This is a genomic window from Bradyrhizobium sp. CCBAU 53421 (assembly GCF_015291625.1).
Taxonomy (GTDB): domain Bacteria; phylum Pseudomonadota; class Alphaproteobacteria; order Rhizobiales; family Xanthobacteraceae; genus Bradyrhizobium.
The window spans coordinates 7,309,745-7,330,341 of the sequence record NZ_CP030047.1; the positions used below are offsets into that span (position 1 = coordinate 7,309,745).

12 protein-coding genes and 1 pseudogene are annotated in these 20,597 nt (G+C 62.0%); 1 reads left to right on the forward strand and 12 read right to left on the reverse strand.

The features are described 5' to 3' along the window. Positions 1 to 165 precede the first annotated feature (165 nt). From XH92_RS34330 to XH92_RS34380, 12 genes and pseudogenes are all read right to left on the reverse strand, one after another. Positions 166 to 444, reverse strand: a complete 279-nt coding sequence (locus XH92_RS34330) for an AlpA family transcriptional regulator (RefSeq protein ID WP_075968518.1) — start codon at positions 442 to 444, stop codon at positions 166 to 168. Positions 445 to 671: 227 nt separating this feature from the next. Then, positions 672 to 1,109 (reverse strand): annotated as a pseudogene (locus XH92_RS43975) (E3 ubiquitin--protein ligase); the annotation flags it as partial. A gap of 510 nt (positions 1,110 to 1,619) precedes the next feature. After that, positions 1,620 to 2,237 carry a hypothetical protein gene (locus XH92_RS34335; protein ID WP_194456098.1) on the reverse strand — a complete coding sequence of 206 codons (618 nt, stop codon included), beginning with the start codon at positions 2,235 to 2,237 and terminating at the stop codon, positions 1,620 to 1,622. Positions 2,238 to 2,525: 288 nt separating this feature from the next. After that, on the reverse strand, positions 2,526 to 2,846 hold the full coding sequence (locus tag XH92_RS34340) for a DUF736 domain-containing protein (protein WP_018270286.1): 321 nt from the start codon (positions 2,844 to 2,846) through the stop codon (positions 2,526 to 2,528). 601 nt (positions 2,847 to 3,447) lie between these two features. Further along, on the reverse strand, positions 3,448 to 3,879 hold the full coding sequence (locus XH92_RS34345; RefSeq protein ID WP_194456099.1) for a hypothetical protein: 432 nt from the start codon (positions 3,877 to 3,879) through the stop codon (positions 3,448 to 3,450). Between the two features lie 141 nt (positions 3,880 to 4,020). Then, positions 4,021 to 4,944 (reverse strand): DUF2493 domain-containing protein, encoded by a 924-nt coding sequence (locus tag XH92_RS34350; RefSeq protein ID WP_194456100.1) that lies wholly within the window; start codon positions 4,942 to 4,944, stop codon positions 4,021 to 4,023. Between the two features lie 337 nt (positions 4,945 to 5,281). Next, on the reverse strand, positions 5,282 to 6,382 hold the full coding sequence (locus XH92_RS34355; protein WP_194456101.1) for a toprim domain-containing protein: 1,101 nt from the start codon (positions 6,380 to 6,382) through the stop codon (positions 5,282 to 5,284). Continuing rightward, positions 6,382 to 10,710 carry a strawberry notch-like NTP hydrolase domain-containing protein gene (locus XH92_RS34360; protein ID WP_194456102.1) on the reverse strand — a complete coding sequence of 1,443 codons (4,329 nt, stop codon included), beginning with the start codon at positions 10,708 to 10,710 and terminating at the stop codon, positions 6,382 to 6,384. The genes XH92_RS34355 and XH92_RS34360 overlap by 1 nt, the downstream gene beginning before the upstream one ends. 247 nt (positions 10,711 to 10,957) lie before the next feature. Further along, positions 10,958 to 13,084 (reverse strand): ParB/RepB/Spo0J family partition protein, encoded by a 2,127-nt coding sequence (locus XH92_RS34365; RefSeq protein WP_194456103.1) that lies wholly within the window; start codon positions 13,082 to 13,084, stop codon positions 10,958 to 10,960. 436 nt (positions 13,085 to 13,520) lie between these two features. Next, positions 13,521 to 14,714: a DUF932 domain-containing protein gene (locus tag XH92_RS34370; protein ID WP_194456104.1), complete on the reverse strand. Its 1,194-nt coding sequence runs from the start codon at positions 14,712 to 14,714 to the stop codon at positions 13,521 to 13,523. A gap of 307 nt (positions 14,715 to 15,021) precedes the next feature. Next, a complete protein-coding gene (locus XH92_RS34375; protein ID WP_194456105.1) occupies positions 15,022 to 16,557 on the reverse strand; it encodes a Fic family protein in 1,536 nt (511 codons plus the stop codon). Positions 16,558 to 17,252: 695 nt separating this feature from the next. Further along, positions 17,253 to 17,573: a DUF736 domain-containing protein gene (locus XH92_RS34380; protein WP_194456106.1), complete on the reverse strand. Its 321-nt coding sequence runs from the start codon at positions 17,571 to 17,573 to the stop codon at positions 17,253 to 17,255. A gap of 1,205 nt (positions 17,574 to 18,778) precedes the next feature. Between XH92_RS34380 and XH92_RS34385 the strand changes: the two genes are divergently transcribed. Continuing rightward, positions 18,779 to 19,033, forward strand: a complete 255-nt coding sequence (locus XH92_RS34385; protein WP_194456107.1) for a hypothetical protein — start codon at positions 18,779 to 18,781, stop codon at positions 19,031 to 19,033. Positions 19,034 to 20,597: the final 1,564 nt, after the last annotated feature.

Here is a 20,597-nt window from a genome sequence, read left to right on the forward strand (position 1 = left end):
GGAACCGTGTGCTTCGGGCTTGGTGAAGCGGATGCGCCGCGTCGGAAGGTGGGTAGGACTCGCGATCCGGCGCGGCGCGAGATCGCAAGGAAGTGCACGAAACAAGTCAAGCTGCTCACGCTCGAGGCGGCGGTAGTGCGCTGGGGATTTGCTGACGGACATGGCCTAGCGCCGCTCTTTACCAGCATAGGGAATTGGCGCATGCCGCTTTGCGGGCAGTACGGTGCCGGCACCGGGATCGGAGGTCGATTTCTTCCTGCCCAGTTTGGCCCAGGCTGTCAGGTCGGCTACTGAGTAGACCACACGCCCGCCGATCTTGTGGTATTCCGGACCGGTTCCGTACGTTCGATGTTTTTCCAAAGTGCGGCCGGACAAACTCAAAAAGCGCGCGGCTTCGGACGTACGAAGGTACCGCGGCGGCTTATCCGTGTTCAGATCGGACATCTGAAAAGCTCCGTGATCGTCTGGAGCGCGAACGAGGTTCGCCGCGCGTCGACGGCCACAATCGCGGAGCAGCAGTGCTTAGGGGGATGCCGAAGATGACGGGGGCATTTTCGATACCCCCACGGAAGACGTATTCGTTCTCGCGCTCGGATCGTAGAAGCTTATGACGAGATGCACAGTCAGCCTCGAAATGTCCGCGGAGCAGATCGCATATCGCGACATCGCATCTCCAAATGCGGGTAGTTGAGACTAAAATGCGGTACAAGCTTCTCGACAAGGCCATCAGGCAGGCTGGTCAGCTGGTTACCGCTAAGATTGAGCGATTAAAGCGTGCTCGGAAGGGGAGCTGGCAAGTTGGCCAATTGATTGCTGCTGACATCGAGTTCGATGAGCCCCCTGAGTAGGGATTCGGGGAGCTCGGTCAGCTGATTTCCACTAACCGCGAGCGAGGTGAGCCTGCTCGGGAGAGCGTCGGGCAGGCTACTGAGTCGGTTGTCGTTTGCGTTCAGGATCTCGAGCCCAGCCGGAAGGTTGGCGGGCAGACTGGTCAAGCTGTTATCGGCCACCTCTAGCCGGGAGAGGGTCGCCGGCAGAGCGTCCGGCAAACTGGTCAACCGGTTATGGCTAATGAGAAGATGCTGGAGACCGGGTGGGAACGTAGCGGGCATCCCCTCTGCAGCTTTTGAGCAACACGCAAGCACCAAGTAACGATAGGTTGCAGTATTTAGATACGGCATTTCGCTGGCTTGAGCGAGGAAATTAATGCTTTCAGAGGTTGTGCTACAATCTAGCAATGGCAGAACAGCCTGAAATTGCGCCACTATCAGGAACGACAAGGGACAGTTTCTTCCCGGTGTATCAAGCAACCCCGCACTAATGGAGCAGTTGCTTACTGATCTCCTTCCTGATCTTCAAAAGCTGCACAAGCAGAGCAAGAACTAAGCCGCCAAGAAGAAGATACTGCTCTACATCGAGCGCATCCACGAAGCACTGGGATCACCGCAATGAGGAAGTTGGTCGAGTACGAATTGTCTTGCCTGACGGCACCAGCGCTATGAGTTCATCGAACCCAAGAACGACATGAGCGTGATGCAGCAAATCAACTTGGCAATGAAGATGCACGGCGCAGTGAAAGCGCATCCAGTACAGCCTGGTCTATTCGATACCCCGCCTGATTAGCGGGGTTTTTCTTTTCTGATACTGTCCCTCAATTCAGTTAGGAAGCTTTTCAAAAACGCGACTTGACGCCCATACTCTTGCGCTTCCGTCTTAGTCGGCTCCGTATTCGTATGGGCAATTACATCGCGGACTTCGCGCAAGGATTGGTACAGCGTCACATACGCCGTTGGCATCTTCTTCTGTGCCGCGAGCGCATAGGCGACTGATCTTGGGTTTGCAGCATCTATCCCAATCAAGTCTCCAATCTCATAAAGCAGATTGTCTAGCTGATCCATCGAAGCAAGTATGTGGCGCGCAGACTTCGACAAGCCGATTTCAGGGGAAAGCACATGTCTGTGCATATTTGCTGGGAATATTATTTCATCGGACTCAACAAGAGGCGGCTCTAGTCTTTGTTCAGACTTCGCAGGAGGAGTTGTCGGCGCCTGATCCACTATCTCAGCGCCTTTGGCCAGCAGCTTGTCAAATTTGACGGTGGCCCCGCCGAAGCTCAGCTCCAAAATGCGCTCGGCTAATGACCCCAAATGCTTACGAACCGCGAAAGTGATAATCAGCACAACGCCCGGCCACGCTATATGGCCGATCATTTTCTCAATGAACTCTAGCCAATTCACTGTGCTACCCTCGAGTAGTGCAATCCCGCACTATCGTACTTACGGTTGAGCCAAAGTCTACCCAGCACATCTATCGCCACACGTGCCGTGGCGGCTATGCGCCCGTTACGACGGCGCCATCGAACCGCGGCGATGTCTCAGCAAGCGTCACCGTGCTCGGAAAATTGCTGAAGCATTGGGATCGAACCGGGAGACCTGCCCGAGAGGCGGCGCGGCTTCGTACGCGGCCTCTCGCCAGCCGCGTCGCGCCCCGCCGGATGGGCGGGGCGCAGCACTCGGCTCACTCACTCACTCACCGTTCTTGCGCGGGCGCGACCACAGCAGCGTGTAGCCCTCGCCGCCTTCGTCGTCGAACAGGTTCGCGTAGATCGGTGCGTTGAACGAGGGATCATCGAGCTTGAGCGAGAGGTAATCGCGGCCCTCTTCGGAGCGCTTCGACCAGGCTGCGCCGATCTCGGCCCGGCCCACATAGATGCGGTGGCTCGGAGCGTTGTCGTTGGAGCGGTTGGTCTCGGCGACGATACGGACGCCCTTGGCTTGCAGGCTCAGGGTAACAATCTCGCCCTGGAAATCGTTGCCCAGCTTCTTGAAAGAACCGATGTTAGCCATGTCACTTCTCCTGTTGTGTTTCGAGCCCGCGACCACCGCGGCCTCGATGGCGATCTAAAGGCCGAGGACGATCGGCGACGCACCCGCGTTCCAAGGGCCGAAGCACAGCGAAGGACGCCGTTGAGGCGACTTTCTTGTCTCGCGAGGAATGGGCGAAGCCCAGGGGAAGAAAGTCGCATCAACGGCGTTGCGGCTCAGACGATCGAGGCGAAGCCGGTCTTCGGCCAGATCAAGCCATCAAAGAGGCCACGTGCGTCCGCGTGCTGAAGCGCAATCTCAAGGAGAAGACTGGCGACCTCGGTTGAGTTGCACAAGATGTTGGAACGATTCAGCGAAGAAAGAGAAACGATCTGCCGCAAAGGGCGGTATCGCCCATGAACGAACGATCGAGAGCGCGCAATGCGCCACCGCGACGAGTGGGCTAGGCCGAGATTGCTGCAGTCTGGTCGAAGCGCTCCGAAGAGGGCCGCGTTACCTCTCGCTCTCGTCACCTTGACCCCGCATTCAACGAACCAGGCGAACCCGTTCGACGAGGAAGGTGACGAAGGATCGTCCCTCGCGTGTGGCGGCCGTGAGAATGGTTGAGGCGGTTGCGCCAGGTCTAGCCGGCTCGAACAGGCGGGCTTCCGCGAGCAAGCACAGTCAAGCGCGTCCACGTCGTGCCGCCTACGCAAAGCGCGCCGAGGCAAGCGAAGGCCTCTCGCCAGGCCAGCGACGGCACTGCGATCTGTGACAGCGCGAGCACTACATTGTAGCCGGCGATGGCAGCTGGAACAGCAAATATGGTCGCGATCATGACGCGCAGGGCCACGGATCGGCTAGCAGCGAAGGTGGCCTCACCGACGACAAATGTCAGCACGCCCGCGGCAATTGCGACGAGCAGCGCGCCGATGACGCCGGCGCCGCCATGGAACGCTATCATCCCGAAAGTAAGTGCAACGAAAAACGGCAAGGCATACACTGCCAGCGCGAAAACCACCCAGCAGAACAGACCGATGCCGAGTGCGTTGAGAACAAGCCCAAGGGCGGGCATGGTGGCGGCTCCAGTTGCATGGATTTGCAAGTCGCGCCTTCCACCACCACCACGGCGCAACTACGGATGTAAGGTCTGAACGAGGCGGAGTTGCGGCGCGTACAACTCCGCTTTGATGGTTTGCAGACGAGAAGACGGCGCTCACGCGCCGCCGAATCTCCAAACGGGGATGCCGAAACGCCTCGCCTTGTCGGCGAGGTTGTCCTGGATTCCGGTACCCGGAAAGTGCATGACGCCGATCGGCAGGAGTTCGAGCATGGCGTCATTGCGCTTGAAGGGGGCCGCCTTGGCATGCTTTGTCCAGTCGGGCTTGAAGGCGATCTGGGGCACCTTGCGGGTGGTCGCCCATTTGGAGGCGATCAATTCGGCCCCTTTGGGCGAGCCGCCATGGAGCAGGACCATGTCGGGATGCTTGGCGTGAACCTTGTCGAGGCGATCCCAGATGAGGCGGTGGTCGTTGAAGTCCAGCCCGCCGGTGAGTGCGATCTTCACTCCCGGCGGCAACATGACCTCGGTCTCGGTACGACGCTTGGCGGCGATGAAGTCGCGGGAGTCGATCATCGCCGCGGTGAGCGTGCGGTGGTTGACCAGCGAGCCCGCCCGAGGACGCCAGGACGAGCCGGTGTGGACCTCAAATCGTTCGATCGCCTGCTCGCGAAAGATTTCCAAGCAATTTCGGCGCTCGATCAGCGTGATGCCCTCGGCCGTCAGGCGCTCAAGCTCGACCGATCGCACCTCCGACCCGTTCTGCTCCTGTTGGCTCTTGTGCTGGCCTTGTTCATTGTCGTCGAGCTGACGTTCAATGCGGTCGACGGCACGATGGAACAGGTTGACCGTCGACCAAAGGAGTTCGTCGAGGTCCGGCTCTAGCCGCGTATCGCTCAGCGTGGCGACCAAGGCGTCGAACATATCGACGATGGCACCGGCGATCGTTTTCGCCTCGGGAAGGGGTCTTGGATCTGGCTGGTCGTCGAAGGGACGATAGCCGAAGAGCTGCAATTCGCTCAGGACGTGGTCGGTTGGAGACGCCGCCTGCGCCGGTTCGATGTCGTCGTGGTCGGTCATGGGAAGAGGTCCTTTGCCGGATTGGCCGCGCCCATCGCGGCCTTCGTGGCGATCACTCAGACGGCGGGCGGAACGGGCCAGAACCCGGAGCGGCTTGTCCGCCGAAGCCCGCTAGGGCGTAGGCGGAAGCGGAGGGCCGAAGCGGCAGCGGAGGATGGCGGAGGCCGGCTATTTTGCTTCGCGATGCAAAGCGCGCTGGTCGAATCGCTGGCGTGCCGTCTCATCGCCTGCGCGCGGCGGAAAATAGCCGGGCGCAGCCATTGCCGGCCCGAACCGCTTGCCGTCCGATCGCCCTCTAGAAGGCCGTGGTCGCGTGCTCTTCCGGCATTGGCCCAATCTACCACCGATCCATCGCGCTCGATCGAACGATAGCGGCTTTTTCTGCAGCCGGCGGGAGCGAATGCAAGAAGCGAACGACATCTTCTGGTACGAGTTGAAGCCGCAACGCTGCTCGGAGCGCTTCAGGGCCTAAGATGTGCAGATCTTCATTGAAGTCGCCCAGCCGAGGCGACAACGCGATCGCTTCGATGCCGGCATCTTCCGCGCGCTGGGTAAGGTTAGCTTGTACGGCATCTCCGGCAGCATCGGCGTCGCGGGCGATATAGAGCCGACGTAGCCCAGACGGCAGCAACATGGCCGAGAGGTGATTGGCCGACAGCGCCGCTGTCATCGGCAAGGTCGGCAGGACGTAACGCAGCGACAGCATGGTCTCGATACCCTCGCCGGCCGCGAGCACGTCGTCCACCAGGCCGAAACGAACGGCATTGCCGAGCAGGTCGCCCATGGCCCGCCGCGGCGTGTCGACAGGAGCCTTGCCGAGCCGGACACGATCGAAGCCGTCTGGATCTAGCCAGGTGCGATGCACACCGGAGATCCGCCCATCGAGATCCGTGACGCAGGCGATCATCGCTGGCCATGTTTCGGTCGGCAAATGCTCGTTCGGTCGATAGTAGCAACGTGGGTGGAAGCGCAAGCTGCCACCATGGTGGATGCGGGCGATTCCGCGACGCTGCAAATAAGCTTCCACCATCGTTCCGTCGATTGGGCTGGACATGGCAAAAAGCCGACGGGCGGCTCCCCGCGATCCGGCCAGCACGGCTGGACCCACCCGTTCCGGGGTAGGTTGCCGCTCGGAACGAGGTAGCTTCAGAAAGCGTCTCGCCTCCTCGGCCACCTCGCGAAAGTCTCGCAAGGCCAGACTTTCGCGGATGACGTCGAGGAGATCACCATGTTCTCCGGTCGCGGCATCGGTCCACTTGCCGGCGGCCCCCTTCGGCGATTCCTGGAGCCGTACGAACAACGAACGGCCCGGCGTGTTGTGGACGTCGCCGACCACCCAGTACCGTCCGGCCCGCTTGCCATTGGAGAGATAGTGCCGGCATACCGCCTCGGCCTCGCGCGCGAGGCGGCGTGCCAATTCGGAGGCGTCGCGGGGCATCACGCGGCCTCCCGTCCACCAACGCGCGCGACCGGGTAGCTGTTGAGCACCTTCGCCAGGACCTCCACGCCGCTTGCGTCCGTGGGCACGAACATGCGGAGCTTCCAGGAGATGATCTCCCCGAACAGACCATAAGCCCGCAGGCGATCCCGCATGGTGTCGTTGAATCCCGACAGTTCGATGCGGGTTGCGCCCATCAATCGGACACGGCGAAGCTGGAGGTCTTCGGCAAGATCGAGGACGATCTGTCCTTCCATCAGCGCGGCAAAAGCAGCGTCCGGCGTCAACGTGGGCGCATCCGCGGCAAGGACGCTCGCGACCCAGGCGGCGGAGACCTTGCGGCCGATGATGCGTTCGCCCGCATCGGTCTGGAGCCGATAGACGCGTGTCGATTCGTTCGGCAGCCGCTTCCAGATGGGTAACAGCAAGCCGGCAACAACGTGGATCGTACTCTCCGTGAACTCGGGTAGCTCGGCGAGCTCCGCCAGCCAGGCGGCGGTAAAGCGTTCGCGATCCGATTCGGTCCAATGGCTTTCCCTCATCATGTTGAGGGGGACGCTGTGCTGCTCCATCGGCCGTATCAGGCGGATGCGCCGCTCGATCTCGCCGTCGTCGAGCATGAAACTTGGGGCCGGGAGCTGCACGGCCGCACGGTCCGAGCGTTCATTGCGCAACAGGATCGCGCGATGATCGGAAAGCCGAGCAAGAGCCGCATCGAGACTCAAGGGATGATTGCGCTGGCGCTGGGCCAGCGTAAGCAGGCGGGTCTGCGCCCCCGTGCCGGGATGGGTGTAGATCGTCCGCCGGTCGGAGACGACAAAGCTCTCTGCGCGGAGCGTTTCCAGCCCAATGTCATAGGTGCCCGACGCAACCGCGCCCTCGATCCGAGCGATCAACAGCTGTTCGAAGACGGTGAACAGGACGTTCTGTAAGTCGATGGTGAGCGCCAGCAAACGATTGAGGAAGGTTGTGATCGGCGGCAGCTCATCCCTCAGCCCATTGGCATCGGTCAGTTGCAGGCCGGTCGCATCCTCGAACCTCTCGAGCGAGCAGCCGTCGACCTTGCCGCGGACGAGCAACGTGTAGAGTTGACGCAAGGCATCACGCCCGTACCGGCTTTCGAGATTGTCCTCCGGCCGGAACAGGCCCTGCCCTCCGGTTTGGCGCTGACCGCGTGTGATCGCGCCCAGCGTGTCGAGCCGGCGCGCAATGGTGCTGAGAAAGCGCTTTTCGGCCTTCACATCTGTCGCGATGGGACGAAACAGCGGCGGCTGCGCCTGATTGGTCCGGTTGGTCCGGCCCAGCCCCTGGATCGCCGCATCAGCCTTCCAGCCGGGCTCGAGCAGGTAATGGACCCGCAACCGGCGATTTTGGGCCGACAGTTCGGCATGGTAGCTCCGTCCCGTGCCGCCCGCGTCGGAGAACACGAGGATGCGCTTGACGTCATCCATGAAGGCCGAGGTTTCCGCGAGGTTCGCCGAGCCCGCTCGGCTTTCGACCATCAATCGGCCATGCTTGCGAACGATGCGGCGCGAACGGCCGGTCACTTCGGCGACCATGTCGGTGCCGAAGCGCTGGATGACCTGATCCAACGCCCCAGGAACAGGCGGCAGCGAGGCGAGCTTTTCGATCAAGCGATCGCGGCGGGAGACGGCTTCCCTGCTCTCGACCGGTTGACCGTCGCGATAGACAGGCCGCGAGCAAAGATTACCCTCTGAATCAGTGAAGGGCTCGTAGAGCTGCACCGGGAAGGAAAAAGCGAGATAGTCGAGGACATACTCGCGAGGCGTAATGTCGACCTGGACGTCGCCCCAGTCTTCGGTCGGAATCTCGGCCAGCCGACGCTCCATCAGCGCTTCGCCCGTTGAGACGATCTGAATCACCGCGGCATGGCCGGCGTCGAGATCATGCTCGATCGATCGGATCAGCGAAGGCGTCTTCATCGAGGTCAACAGATGCCCGAAGAAGCGCTGCTTGGCGCTTTCGAAGGCGGATCGCGCCGCCGATCTGGCCTGTCCGTTCAGCGTTCCGGTTTCGCCGGTGATGTTGGCGGCCCGCATCGCGGCGTCGAGATTGTTATGGATGATGCTGAACGCGTCAGCGTAGGCGTCGTAGATGCGAACCTGCTCGGATGTAAGCTGGTGCTCGACGAGTTCGTACTCGACGCCCTCATAAGACAGCGAGCGGGCGGCATAGAGACCGAGCGCCTTTAGATCACGAGCCAGGACCTCCATGGCCGCCACCCCACCCTCCTCGATCGCCTCGACGAACTCGGCGCGCGTGGCGAACGGGAAGTCCGCGCCGCCCCAGAGCCCGAGGCGTTGCGCATAAGCGAGGTTGTGCACCGTGGTGGCGCCCGTCGCCGACACATAGACAACCCGAGCATTCGGCAAGGCGTGCTGGAGCCTCAGGCCCGCGCGCCCCTGCTGAGAGGCCGCCTGGTCGCCGCGCTCGCCCTTGCCCCCGACCGCATTCTGCATGGCGTGGCTCTCGTCGAAGACGATCACTCCGTCGAAGTCGGAGCCCAACCATTCAACGATCTGGCTGACACGCGAAAGCTTCTCGCCGCGCTCGTCGGTGCGTAGCGTGGCATAGGTTGTAAATAGGATGCCTTCCGAAAGCCGGATCGCCGTCCCCTGGCGAAACCGGGACAGCGGCGTCACCAGCAGGCGCTCCATGCCGAGCGCCGACCAGTCGCGCTGGGCATCTTCGATCAGCTTGTCGGATTTGCTGATCCAGACCGCACGGCGGCGGCCCTTGAGCCAATTGTCGAGCAGGATCCCTGCGACCTGCCGTCCCTTGCCCGCGCCGGTGCCATCGCCCAAGAACCAGCCACGGCGAAAGCGGATGGCATTCTGAGCGTCCTCGCACGCGGCGGCCACAACATCAAAGGTTGGATCGACCGTCCAGGAGCCTGCCAGGAACTCGGAATGTGCTCCGCCGGCATAAATGACGCTCTCGAGCTGAGCCTCCGACAGAAGTCCATCTGTCACGACACGCGACGGCAGATGCGGACGGTAGGTCGGCTTCGGTGGCGCGACGGATGCCATCGCCGCGGACTGCACAAGTTTGGTCGGATGTGGATGCGATCCGGAAATCCGGATCGACTGCAATTCGTACTCCTCATAAAGCGCATCGGTCAGTCGGGCGCCTTCCGGCGGCGACCATGCGACTGTCTCGTAGTTGAGCTCTACGCCTCTTGGCGCCACCCTTCCCGACGCGGACGATGGACACGGTGCAGCGGCGGCGGTCGATCTCGCCTTCGCTGGACGACAACGCATAAGGTCGACCGCAGCCGGCGCGGTGACGACGGGTAGCCTCGAAGGCACATGCCGGGCCACCCAGTCAAGCAAGGTGGCGACATCGCTCGCCATGCCCCGTGAAGCAGGAAATACCTTCGGATCAGCCGCAGGCAGCTTGTCGATCACAAGCAGCCTCGTGTCCGTCTGAGTTCCGTGCTTGGCGTAGACGGCGCCGTCAATGGCGGCAGAAAACGCCACTCGCGCGCATTCCTGGAGACGAACAAAGGCTTCCGTCCATGCTGGATTATCCGGCGCAAGGCTCTCGCCCACGATGGCGACGAGACGCCCGCCGTCGCAAAGGCGCGCTAAAGCTGATGTGATGTGCCGGAGAGCTGCGTCCGGCATCGGTCGTTCGACATTCGCCACAGCCGCGAACGGCGGGTTCATCAAGACGACGCTCGGGACGACACTCGCCTCGAGGTGATCATCGATCTGGGCGGCGTCGAAGCGGGTGACCTTGATGTTGGTGAACAGCTGATCGAGCAATGTCGCGCGCGCCTCGGCCAACTCGTTCAACACCAAGGCGCCGCCCGAAAGCTCGGCAAAGATCGCGAGCAAGCCTGTCCCCGCCGAGGGCTCGAGAACGCGATCGGCAGGCGTAACGCCCGCCGCCGCAGATGCAACAAGGCCGAGCGGAATCGGCGTCGAGAATTGTTGAAGTGCCTGGCTATCCTCGGAACGCCGCGTATGGGTCGGCAGACAGCTCGCGATCCTTGCGAGCATCGACAGCATGACGGCCGTCGAACCCGCCTTGGCGCGCATGGCGGGGCCGAACTTGCGAAGGAAGAGAACGGTCGCCGCCTCGCAGGCATCATAGGCGGTCTTCCAATTCCAGGCGCCGGCGGCGTCCGAGGCGGCGAAGGCAGCCTCCATGGTGCTGCGCAGGATGGCGCCATCGATGCGACGACCGCGCTCGAGCTCGGTCAAGAGCTGTTGTGCGGCGCGGAGGGCGGCAGAGGTGAGACTTGCAGCGGCACGCATCGAGAGCGGCGCGGCGGCGGCGCCGCCGGTGATAGATTCGGTCATGGCAGGATGTCTTTCGGGAGAGCGGGAACGGGTCGAGCCGGCCGACGCTCTCTCTGGACCGTGCCGGCTCAAACCCGTCTCGGCCGCTCTCTGCCTCTCAGGAGGCAGCCGCGCGCCCTCACGCCGCGCCGTCACATTCGGCCGGGCGACAAGACGAAATCACTGCCGGACACGGCGTGGACGGGCGCGGGATGAGACGTGCGAAGGAACGCGTGCGGGACGGCCGGAGCCGTCCCGCGACAAGGCATCATTCGGCGGCATCGAGCTGTGGTTCGGCCTCGTCGCTACTGTCCTTCTGCCCTTTGTCGGCGAGGAATTCGGGGAGCGATCCGGCCTCCCCCTCCTGTTCGACTGGCGAGGCGGTGGCGTCGACGAGGCGCAGCAGCTCCGGCAACCAGCCCGACCCCTCGAGAAGACGCTCGGCCTCCCTGGCCATCTCGGTCTTCTTCAGGTGGTCGATCAATTGCGCTGACGATTCACCTCGCGCCTCCCGCACCGCCTCCAGGATACGAGGCTTGGTGACGCGGCCGAGATAATTGTCGACGGTCGGTCTCCAGCCAGACTGAACCATGTCGAGGCCGACGGCGCGCGCCAGCACATCGGCCTGGTCGAGCCGAGAGCAGACGCCATGAGCACCGACACGGCCCTGATTGTGACGGTTGGCCGGCTCATGGACGGCGTTGACCGCAAATGATGCACAATGAGCGAACAGGGATGCCTGTGCGGCACCGTCAAGGGCCGTGAGCGCATCCCAGAGAGCGTTCTCGCTCTCGGGCAGCCGCGCCTTCCAGGATTCGTGCCGGGCCTCGACCGCCTTGGCAGATGCGCTTTCCCTGAGCCCGGGAGCTTGAGCGGGAAAGGTCGGCGTGCGAAGTCCGATCTCAAGGCACGTGCCGGACGATCCGTACCGGTAAAAGGTCGCCAGCACGAAGTTGTGCAGCACCGCCTGGAACGCGATTGCCGGATTTTCTGCCAGCGCGTCCCGTAATGCCAACGTACGATGCGCCGTCAGTTCGGTGATGAGTCGATCCGGCAACGGCCGTGCCGCATCCTCATCATGCTCCTCCGGCCCGGTCGATGCACCGGCAAGCGAAATCGTCGTGCGCTGGACCGAAGCACCGGGCTCCTGCCGTTCAGTCAACGGTGCACTGGTGTCTCGCTCACCTTCGACATTGGCCGCAGGCACCTCGTCCTCCGGTCGGACATAGCCGCGATTGACAGAAAGCCGCCCTTCGCAATCGATGCTGACGAAGACGCCGGCCCTGGCCATCTGGTCCGGCTCGAAGATGTCCGGCCGGTTGTTGAACGCTTCGAGCGCCTGCTCGAGTTCGCCGAGCCGCGCGTCCACCTCGCCTGGCAGTTCGTCAGCGCCTTCAAATCCTGTCTGAAGCGCGTCGTATTCCGCCTGGATGGCATCGAAGCGCGCCTGCTCCTCGGCGGTGAGAGCCGCAGGGTCTGCGCCAAGCCGACGGAGCCCGTGGTCATGGCCGTAGGGAAAGCTGGCGGCGGTGACCTCGATCCACTTCCAGCCTTCGGCGGCGATTGTCTCGGCTTCCGTCCGCAGCTTCTCAGCCACGAGACGCTCCAGCAAGGCAACGTCCTCGAGCCAGCCGCCGCCATCTTCTTCGAAGAGATCGCGCAGCACGCCGCCGCCGGCCGCTCCATAGGCGGCGAGGCCGACAAATCGCGCGCGCCTGTCGGACGCCCGCACCGCACGCTCGGTCAGGAGGCGCCTGATCTGATACGGCTCGTCATAACCCGACTTGTTGACGGTCTCCCAGACCTGTTCCTGCCGGCCGTGATCGGCGGTAACCGAGAACGCCATCAACTGTTCGAGCGACATGCCGTCGTCGGCGTAAACCTCGAGCAGCTTCGGGGACACCGCCGCAAGCCGCAGCCGCTGCTTCACGACGTTGACGGATACAAAGAAGATGGCAGCGACATCTTCCTCGGACCGCCCTTGCTCGCGCAGGGTCCGGAATGCGCGAAACTGATCCAGGGGATGAAGCGCGACGCGGTGCACGTTCTCGGCGAGCGAGTCCTCTTCCGCGGTGATCTCGTCACCCATGTCACTGACGATGCAAGGGACCGGCGCGGTCTTCGCCAGGCGCTTCTGCTTGACCAGGAGCTCAAGCGCGCGATAGCGACGACCTCCGGCCGGCACCTCGAACATGCCGGTTTCCTGGCCTTCGCCGTCGAGGACAGGCCGGACGTTGAGACTTTGCAGCAGGGAGCGCCGGGCGATGTCCTCGGCGAGATCCTCGATCGAGATGCCGGCTTTGAGGCGCCGCACATTGTTCTGGCTCAAGATGAGCTTGCTGAAGGGAATGTCGCGCGACGACGACAGCTTGATCTTCTGAACGGCCTTTGCCATGTCAGTTTCTCCGAAACGGGCGGCCGGGAGCCTCTCTCTCGGCCTCCAACCCGTTCACGAACATGCCTGCCCCTCTCTCGCTCTCGCTTACTTGCGGGCGCAATGGCGGTTGTTGGCGGCTGCCGCGCTATCGGAAAACTGAGTTGCGCCCGAGCTCGGATACGATCCAGTTCACCTCTCGTTTCAGAAGTCGAGGTCACGTGGGCCGAAGCTGAGCGCGGCCGCGCCAAGATCGTAAGCTCGCGGCACTTGACGTGCATCTTTCGGTGGCCCAGCCAGTTTTGTCGACGGCGCTACCGTCTCCGAGCCGCCGCGGAATCGTCGGCCCGCGACGGACATCAACATCTCCCCGAGAGGCAGCGCCCTCCCCGAACTGGTGAACCGGAAAAGCGCAGACGAGCCAAGCCGGAGAACGGAATCCCCGGCCTGGCCGCAACTACGCCACGCGGTCGAGCAACTTCTTGGCCTTGGCCTCCATGTCCAGGCGGACATCCTGATGCGGCCTGTCGCGCGCGACGGCGGTGATGCCCTGCACGAAATCGAAGATGCTTTCAGGCGGGCGGCCTTCCTCCGCCAGCACCGCGTCGATCACCTTGCCTGTCTCGGCCTTGGAGAAGCCGCGGCGGCGCAGAAACTCGGTGCGATCCTCGTCGCTGCGTGCCACGATCCGCTCGCGGGCGGCCTTGATGCCGTTGACGAAGGGCATGGGCGAGGAGTTGGCGAAGTTCAACAGTGCCGGGGCTACCTCGTGAGCAAAGCGGGAGGCTGCGTATTTGGAATGGCGGATGGTCATCTCCTCGAAATCTTCCACGCCCCACAGATTGCGATTTTGACAAACCGCACGAAGATAGAAGCTGGCCATGCCGAGCGTCTTCGCGCCAACTTCCGAGTTCCAGCAATAGAAGCCTCGGAAATAGAGGTCGGGCGAGCCGTCCCGGAGACGACCGGCTTCGATCGGATTCAGGTCATCGACCAGAAACAGGAAAACGTCCCTGTCCGATGCGTAGAGGGTCGTCGTGTCCTTGGAAATGTCGACGCGGGGATTGTAGATGCCACTTGACCAGTCGAGCGCACCAGGCACCTTCCACCGTGTATCGCCTGTGCCATTGCCAGCGATGCGTTGTACGGCCTCAACCAGCTCGTGGTCATAGATCCGGCCATAGTCAGGACCGGTGACAGCGCGAAGCTCGATGCGACTATCCTCGGTCTCGAGCGTTTTGATCTGCTCGACGCGATTGGCGGTCAGGCCATATTGCAGGTTGATTGCTGCGAGTGCCGCGGGGAGCTGCCGCAGGTAGGTGGCCGGCGCGCCAACCTGGCTTGCAAGCTGGCCGAAGCTCCAGTGGGTCGGGGCGACCGGCGTGTCCGAGCCGGGCAGCAGCAAGGCCAGGCGCGCAGGATCGGCACGGCTTGCCTCGACATGGATGAGCGCGCTTTCGACCACGCGCGTCCGGCTGCGGTCCGCGCGCTCGCGCACCTTGCAGGCCAGTTCGTTGAGCGACAGATAACGCTCATCCGCCGGACGACAGAACCACTCCGAGGACACCCGACCAACGCGCTCGCCGCGGCTCACGTCCACTCTGTAACCGAAACTGGGGCTGCGGCTGGCAGCAACAATCTGCGTATTCATGGGAGCAATCTCCATGACGGGCGCCGGAAGACTCTCCTCCGACCCTCAACCCGTCATGGCCAAGGCCGCTCCCCTCTGCCTCTCCCGTATCATCGGTCGCCAACAGCAGGCCCAAGACGCGCGACCAAGGCCCTCGACCACGACCCGCGACCACGACCCGCGACCACGACCCCGCTGCGCCGCAGCTTCCGTCAGGGATGGAAGCCCGAAGGGTGAAAACCCGGCGCAAGCCGGGGTTTCAGCGCCAGCCGACAGCCCGGTCCCGCAGGGAGACGGCAATAAACTCGGCCAACGCTTGACAAGACATCTAACCGGAATCGTAGAAGGCGGCTCGATAAAGCTCCTCGATCTTCGTGACTTCGTCTGGCGTCAACCGGGAGAATTCGTTGTCACGGGCGCGCTTTGACAGTCGCCCTTCATTCTGTTGCAAGAATCCAAGCAGGCTATTGAAAGTCCGCTCCGGCATGTCGATCATGTTTTCGACACCCGAGCGGAATCTATCGAAGCTCCGCAAGAACCGGGCTTGCCTCGGAAGATCCTGTTCGATGGTCCTCTGCACGCATGCGTAGAGAAATTCCGCGTGCGGCGTTGCATCGAAGAAGCGATAGAAGTCAGCTGTATCGTTCAAGACCTTGACGTTGCCCTGTGGGGTCGTTTCCCATTCGATGCATGGAAGCAATCTACGCGAATAGCTTTCCAGCACGTCCTTGTATTCGCCGATGTTGTCGAGAATGGCTGCTGAAACAGGAAAATGGATCCCGGCAGGATTGAATCCGCGCCGTGCCAGAACATGGTGCATCAGGTAACGGTGAATGCGGCCATTACCATCCTCGAACGGGTGGATGTAGACGAACCCGAAAGCCAGCACGGCGGCGGCAACGACGGGATCAAGCTGATTTTCCGCCGCCTGATCGAACGCGATCAATCCGCGCACGAGGCAGGCGATATCTTCCTGACGCGCGCTGATATGGTCCGGAACAGGCCCTTGGGTCTCGCGGTCATGCTCGCCGACGAAGCCGCCTTCGCCCCGGAAACCGAGTCTTACGAAGCGCTCATCGCCAATGACGATCCGCTGCAGGCGCAGCAACTCCGCCTCATCGAGCGGCGCCCGTCCTGCTTCGCCGATGACCTTGCCCCAGCGCTGGATGCGATCCTGGGGCGGCCTCTCGCCCTCGATGACATAGCTCGACTTCGAGTCCTTGAAGAGAAGGAAGGCCGCGGTTCGCGCGAGCAGATCCTTCGGGACCTGGCTGACCACGACACGGGCGCGCTCCTTGAGGTCCTGTGCAACAAATTCCGTCAGCGCTCTCGTCTTGAACACGAGCGGGCAGAAGTCCGACGTCCCTGGCAGATTGTTGCGGACGCGATGCCGTATCGAATTCTGCCCGGAGGTCGCAAACTGGAGATCGGTATCGACGGCATCGACATAGGAGACCTTGTCCGCCGTGGGCAGGTTGAGCATGCGTCCCAACAGCCATTCATAGAGAAACCAGATGCGACGCGTGTAGAGCCCGGTCGGCGTCCGTTTCACAAGCTCCGCAATCTCGTCCTCCCGCACGGCAAGGAAAAGCCGCTTTAAGATGGCGAGGTCGAGCCCTTCGTTCTTGAGCGCGAAAGTCAGATGCCCCTCAAGGGTCGGCGCAGGCGCATGACGCGGCGTGTAGATGCGCCATCCTGCTTGCTCAAGGATGCGGTGCTTCGTACCGACGGCGGAAAGCACGTGTGGGACCGGGACGGGCAGCTGGTAGGCGTCAATCAGCGCTGCGTAGCCGGCGGGAGTCGCGGCCTCTGGCAGCCTCCGATCACGAAAAACGCTCACGGGACCTGAAAACATTACTCGCATTGGCTCAATCCGTGAAAAATGTTCTCGATCGTGAATTCCACTCGCCAGCTCGCCTTCGGGACAAAATCAAACTCCTCCTGCGAAAAAGCTTCCCATATCGTACAATATATGAAAAATATTCACAACCCATTGCACCAATTCAAGCATCGTTCGCGTAGCGGCAAGCGGAGGGCTCCCGTTCAACCGCTCAATGGGCTGGATTCCGGCACATTGGACCCAAGCCGCACAGTTCCCGATCTATCGGTTCCAGCCGTCCTTGCTGAACGGGAACCCGAACGGCACCATCGTCGGCCCGGGAGAGAAACAGACTGAGAGGTGAAGGCCAACACGCGCCCCTTTTCTCTTGGCGCCGCGTCCGATCGGACAACGGCGGAAACGATACGAATTCCTCGCGCAGGCCGGGACCAGGCAACTTTCCAGGAACAGAGCGAGAAGCTCGCAACGGCATTCAATGAAGATGGCTTATTAGACTCGGACCGCCTCGCAGAAGGCCGCGCTTATGCGCGCACGGGCGGCGACGAACGCACCCGTGTTTGAGGCCGCAATACGCGCGCAAAACCTGCGCTGGGCCGGCGCCGGAGGCGCCGGCCCAGATCGATCCGTGCAACCCATCCAACAGCGAGATATTCTCGCTGGCTCGCGCAGAAAAAAGAACCCCGCCCGACAGATTGGGCGGGGCTCTGAAGGATCGAGGCTCACTCGCCATTCTTACGCGGGCGCGACCACAGCAGCGTGTAGCCCTCGCCGCCTTCGTCGTCGAACAGGTTCGCGTAGATCGGTGCGTTGAACGAGGGATCATCGAGCTTGAGCGAGAGGTAATCGCGGCCCTCTTCGGAGCGCTTCGACCAGGCTGCGCCGATCTCGGCCCGGCCCACATAGATGCGGTGGCTCGGAGCGTTGTCGTTGGAGCGGTTGGTCTCGGCGACGATACGGACGCCCTTGGCTTGCAGGCTCAGGGTGACGATCTCGCCCTGGAAATCGTTAGCTACCTTCTTGAAAGAACCGATGTTAGCCATGTCACTTCTCCTGTTGTGTTTCGAGCCCGCGACCACCGCGGCCTCGATGGCGATCTAAAGGCCGAGGACGATCGGCGACGCACCCGTGTTCCAAGGGCCGGAGCACAGCGAAGGACGCCGTTGAGGCGACTTTCTTGTCTCGCGAGGAATGGGCGAAGCCCAGGGGAAGAAAGTCGCATCAACGGTGTTGCGGCTCAGACGATCGAGGCGAAGCCGGTCTTCGGCCAGATCAAGCCATCAAGGAGGCCACGTGCGTCCGCGCGCTGAAACGCAATCTCAAGGAGGAGACTGGCCAATCTCGGTTCAGTTGCACAAGATGCAGGAACGATTCAGCGAAGAAAGAGAAACAATCTGCCGCAAAGGGCGGTATCGTCCGTGAACGAACGATCGAGAGCGCGCAATGAGCCACCGCGACGAGTGGGCTAGGCCGAGATTGCTGCAGCCTGCTCGAAGCGCACCGAAGAGGGCCGCGATTACCTCTCGCTCTCGTCACCTTGACCCCGCATTCAACGAACCAGGCGAACCAGTTCGACGAGGAAGGTGACGAAGGATCGTCCCTCGCGTGTGGCGGCCGTGAGAATGGTTGAGGCCGTTGCGCCAGGTCTAGCCGGCTCGAACAGGCGGGCTTCCGCAAGCGAGCACAGTCAAGCGCGTCCACGTCGTGCCGCCAACGCAAAACGCGCCGAGGCAAGCGAAGGCCACTCGCCAAGCCAGCGACGGCACTGCGATCTGCGACAGGCCAAACACCAGCTCCTCGATGGCCATCTTCCGTTGGGCGGCGTCATCCAAGCGTGAGCAGCTATTGCCCGTACCAACGAATATCCCCGTTGCCGGAGTAATCGGGCCTATTTAGCCCGCGAGCGGAAGACGCCTTCGTCGAGCCGCTTGAGCGACAGGCCCAGACCTGCACGATCCCGGAAGAACAGCCTGATACCACATAAAAAACGGCCCCGAGAACGGCGGACTGATAATCAAACTGCAGAAATCGCTTGAACCTGACGCCACGTCAGGGCGTAGCCTGGAGACAGTCAGCAAATCCTGAAGACGCAAAGCATCGAACCGGCACGTAGCACAACCGATTGACAGAGCTAGTGTGGGCGTCATCGTGAATGTTGCGAGCGTTCGTACGCTCAACGCGATGCGAGGCGCAGCGCACATTAAGCTAAAATCGCTCCCTCGCAAGCAATTCGATCCAGGAGCCATGGATGAAATTAGCGAAGACCTCTGTAATCGCGTGCGGCATTTCGGCTTTCCTCGCATACTCCGTCATCGCGCAAAGCCTCGCCACCGACGCCAGGGCTCGCAAAGGCATGCAAGACAGGAGCGTACAGAGCGGCATGAATGATGATGACGATTCTTCGCCCAAACTCAGGACCGCGGGCGGGAAAGTGGGCAGGAAGTCGACCAAGGGCGCGAAGAGTGCAGCCGGCGGCAACGCACCGGACAAGGAGACTGATTAATCCGCAGCCAACAGCACACCGGTCGGTAGCAAGCGACACTGACCCGAGGCCGTGTCCGGGTAAACCTCCACGTCCGGAGGTTCAGCCGCACCAAGATGAACTGCGACAGTCGCCGATCTTCAAGGAATCCGACGAGGACGAAGGTTCAGCCATTTAACTCGCACGTTTGCCGTGGCCGCCCAACGGAAGCCATCAAGCTGACTCTGATCAATCGCAGCGCAACGGCTGCAATGCTCAACTGCCCGATCGATGAGGAGCAGCTGCAAAGGCTGAACGTTGAACCCGATGCGTCGATCGTTGTGCACGATAGGATTGATCCAATCACCTCGCGACCTCGACTAATGGGTATTGCCCTCCGATCTCGTACGATCGCGTCAGGTTACCGACATTCATGTTCGGAAGCCGCCCTAGGAGTTGGCTGGCGCGGCGCGAAAAAGCACAACTTTTTGGTCTCTCGTCGGTTCTTCACAGTCTGGCACGCCGGTTGCTGAGTGATGCACGGCTTGGTTGCTCAATCACGACCTCCTGAGGCCCAAGCCGCTTCGTAGCGCAACTCGTGCGGGCGGATCTCCCGCCGCCCGCACGTTTTTCATGGCTTCGACCCAGAGCCGCGCTTCATGAGCTTGTGCTTGGCCCGTGACGAGACTGCGCGCTTATCTGGCACGCGAGTTGCTCGGAAGAAGATGGCTTGGCCCTCATGTATCGCGCCCCCCAGAGATGGCCAAGCTTCCACCCAGACTAGCGCGGGTGGTCCCCCAAGCCGCCCGCGCGACTTTCCATTCGCCGCGGGTCTGCCGAGATCGGGCCCGGCGAAACGCTGTGGAGATTATCGGCATGATCCGTGGAGAGCTTTAGAACCCCAAAAGCGAGCGCTCATAGGCCAGCCACTCACAGTTGCTATGCGTTGAGAGGGCGAACGGAGCGGACGTCCGATGCATCGTAAGTATTCAATACCGTGGGCGCAGCAGCAGCATTAGCGATCGGCGCGCACGATGCTCTCGGTGTTGCGCCGAACGTCGGCATCATGCTTGGCGCATTATTGATTGTCGCCTTTCCGGCATCGGTGATCGCTAGCCTTTTAAGTTGCCGTCAACGGCGCGATGACAGAACCGGTTGATGATCGCCTATTACTCTTAGATTTCTGCCGGCTCGACCGACATGGCTACGCCGGCGCAGCGCTATGCCCCCCGGCAGGAGCCTTCGTTCCGAGATCTCACGATGCGCGGCTCTCGTGACTGTCCGACACCAAGGCAATTTGTCGCGGTCTTCCGCTCAGCCGCGACCGAAGGTGGGAGGTTCATCTCCAGGAGCTGCGCGCGCGAGGTACCAAACCGGCCAGGAGATCCGATGTCGACACCGAGCGCGGCGAAGCACGGCTGATCACTCGCAGGAAAGGATTCCAGAAGCGCTGTCTCGACCACATCGTCGGGTGCTGCTTGGGCCATGGTCACTCTCACCTCAGTTAAGCTTCAATGGACCGGCCGAGGCGCAGCAGGACGATAGGAACCCCGTCCACATTCGTCTCAGCCGGACCCAACAAAGACATGGGTGCGACACCGCAATT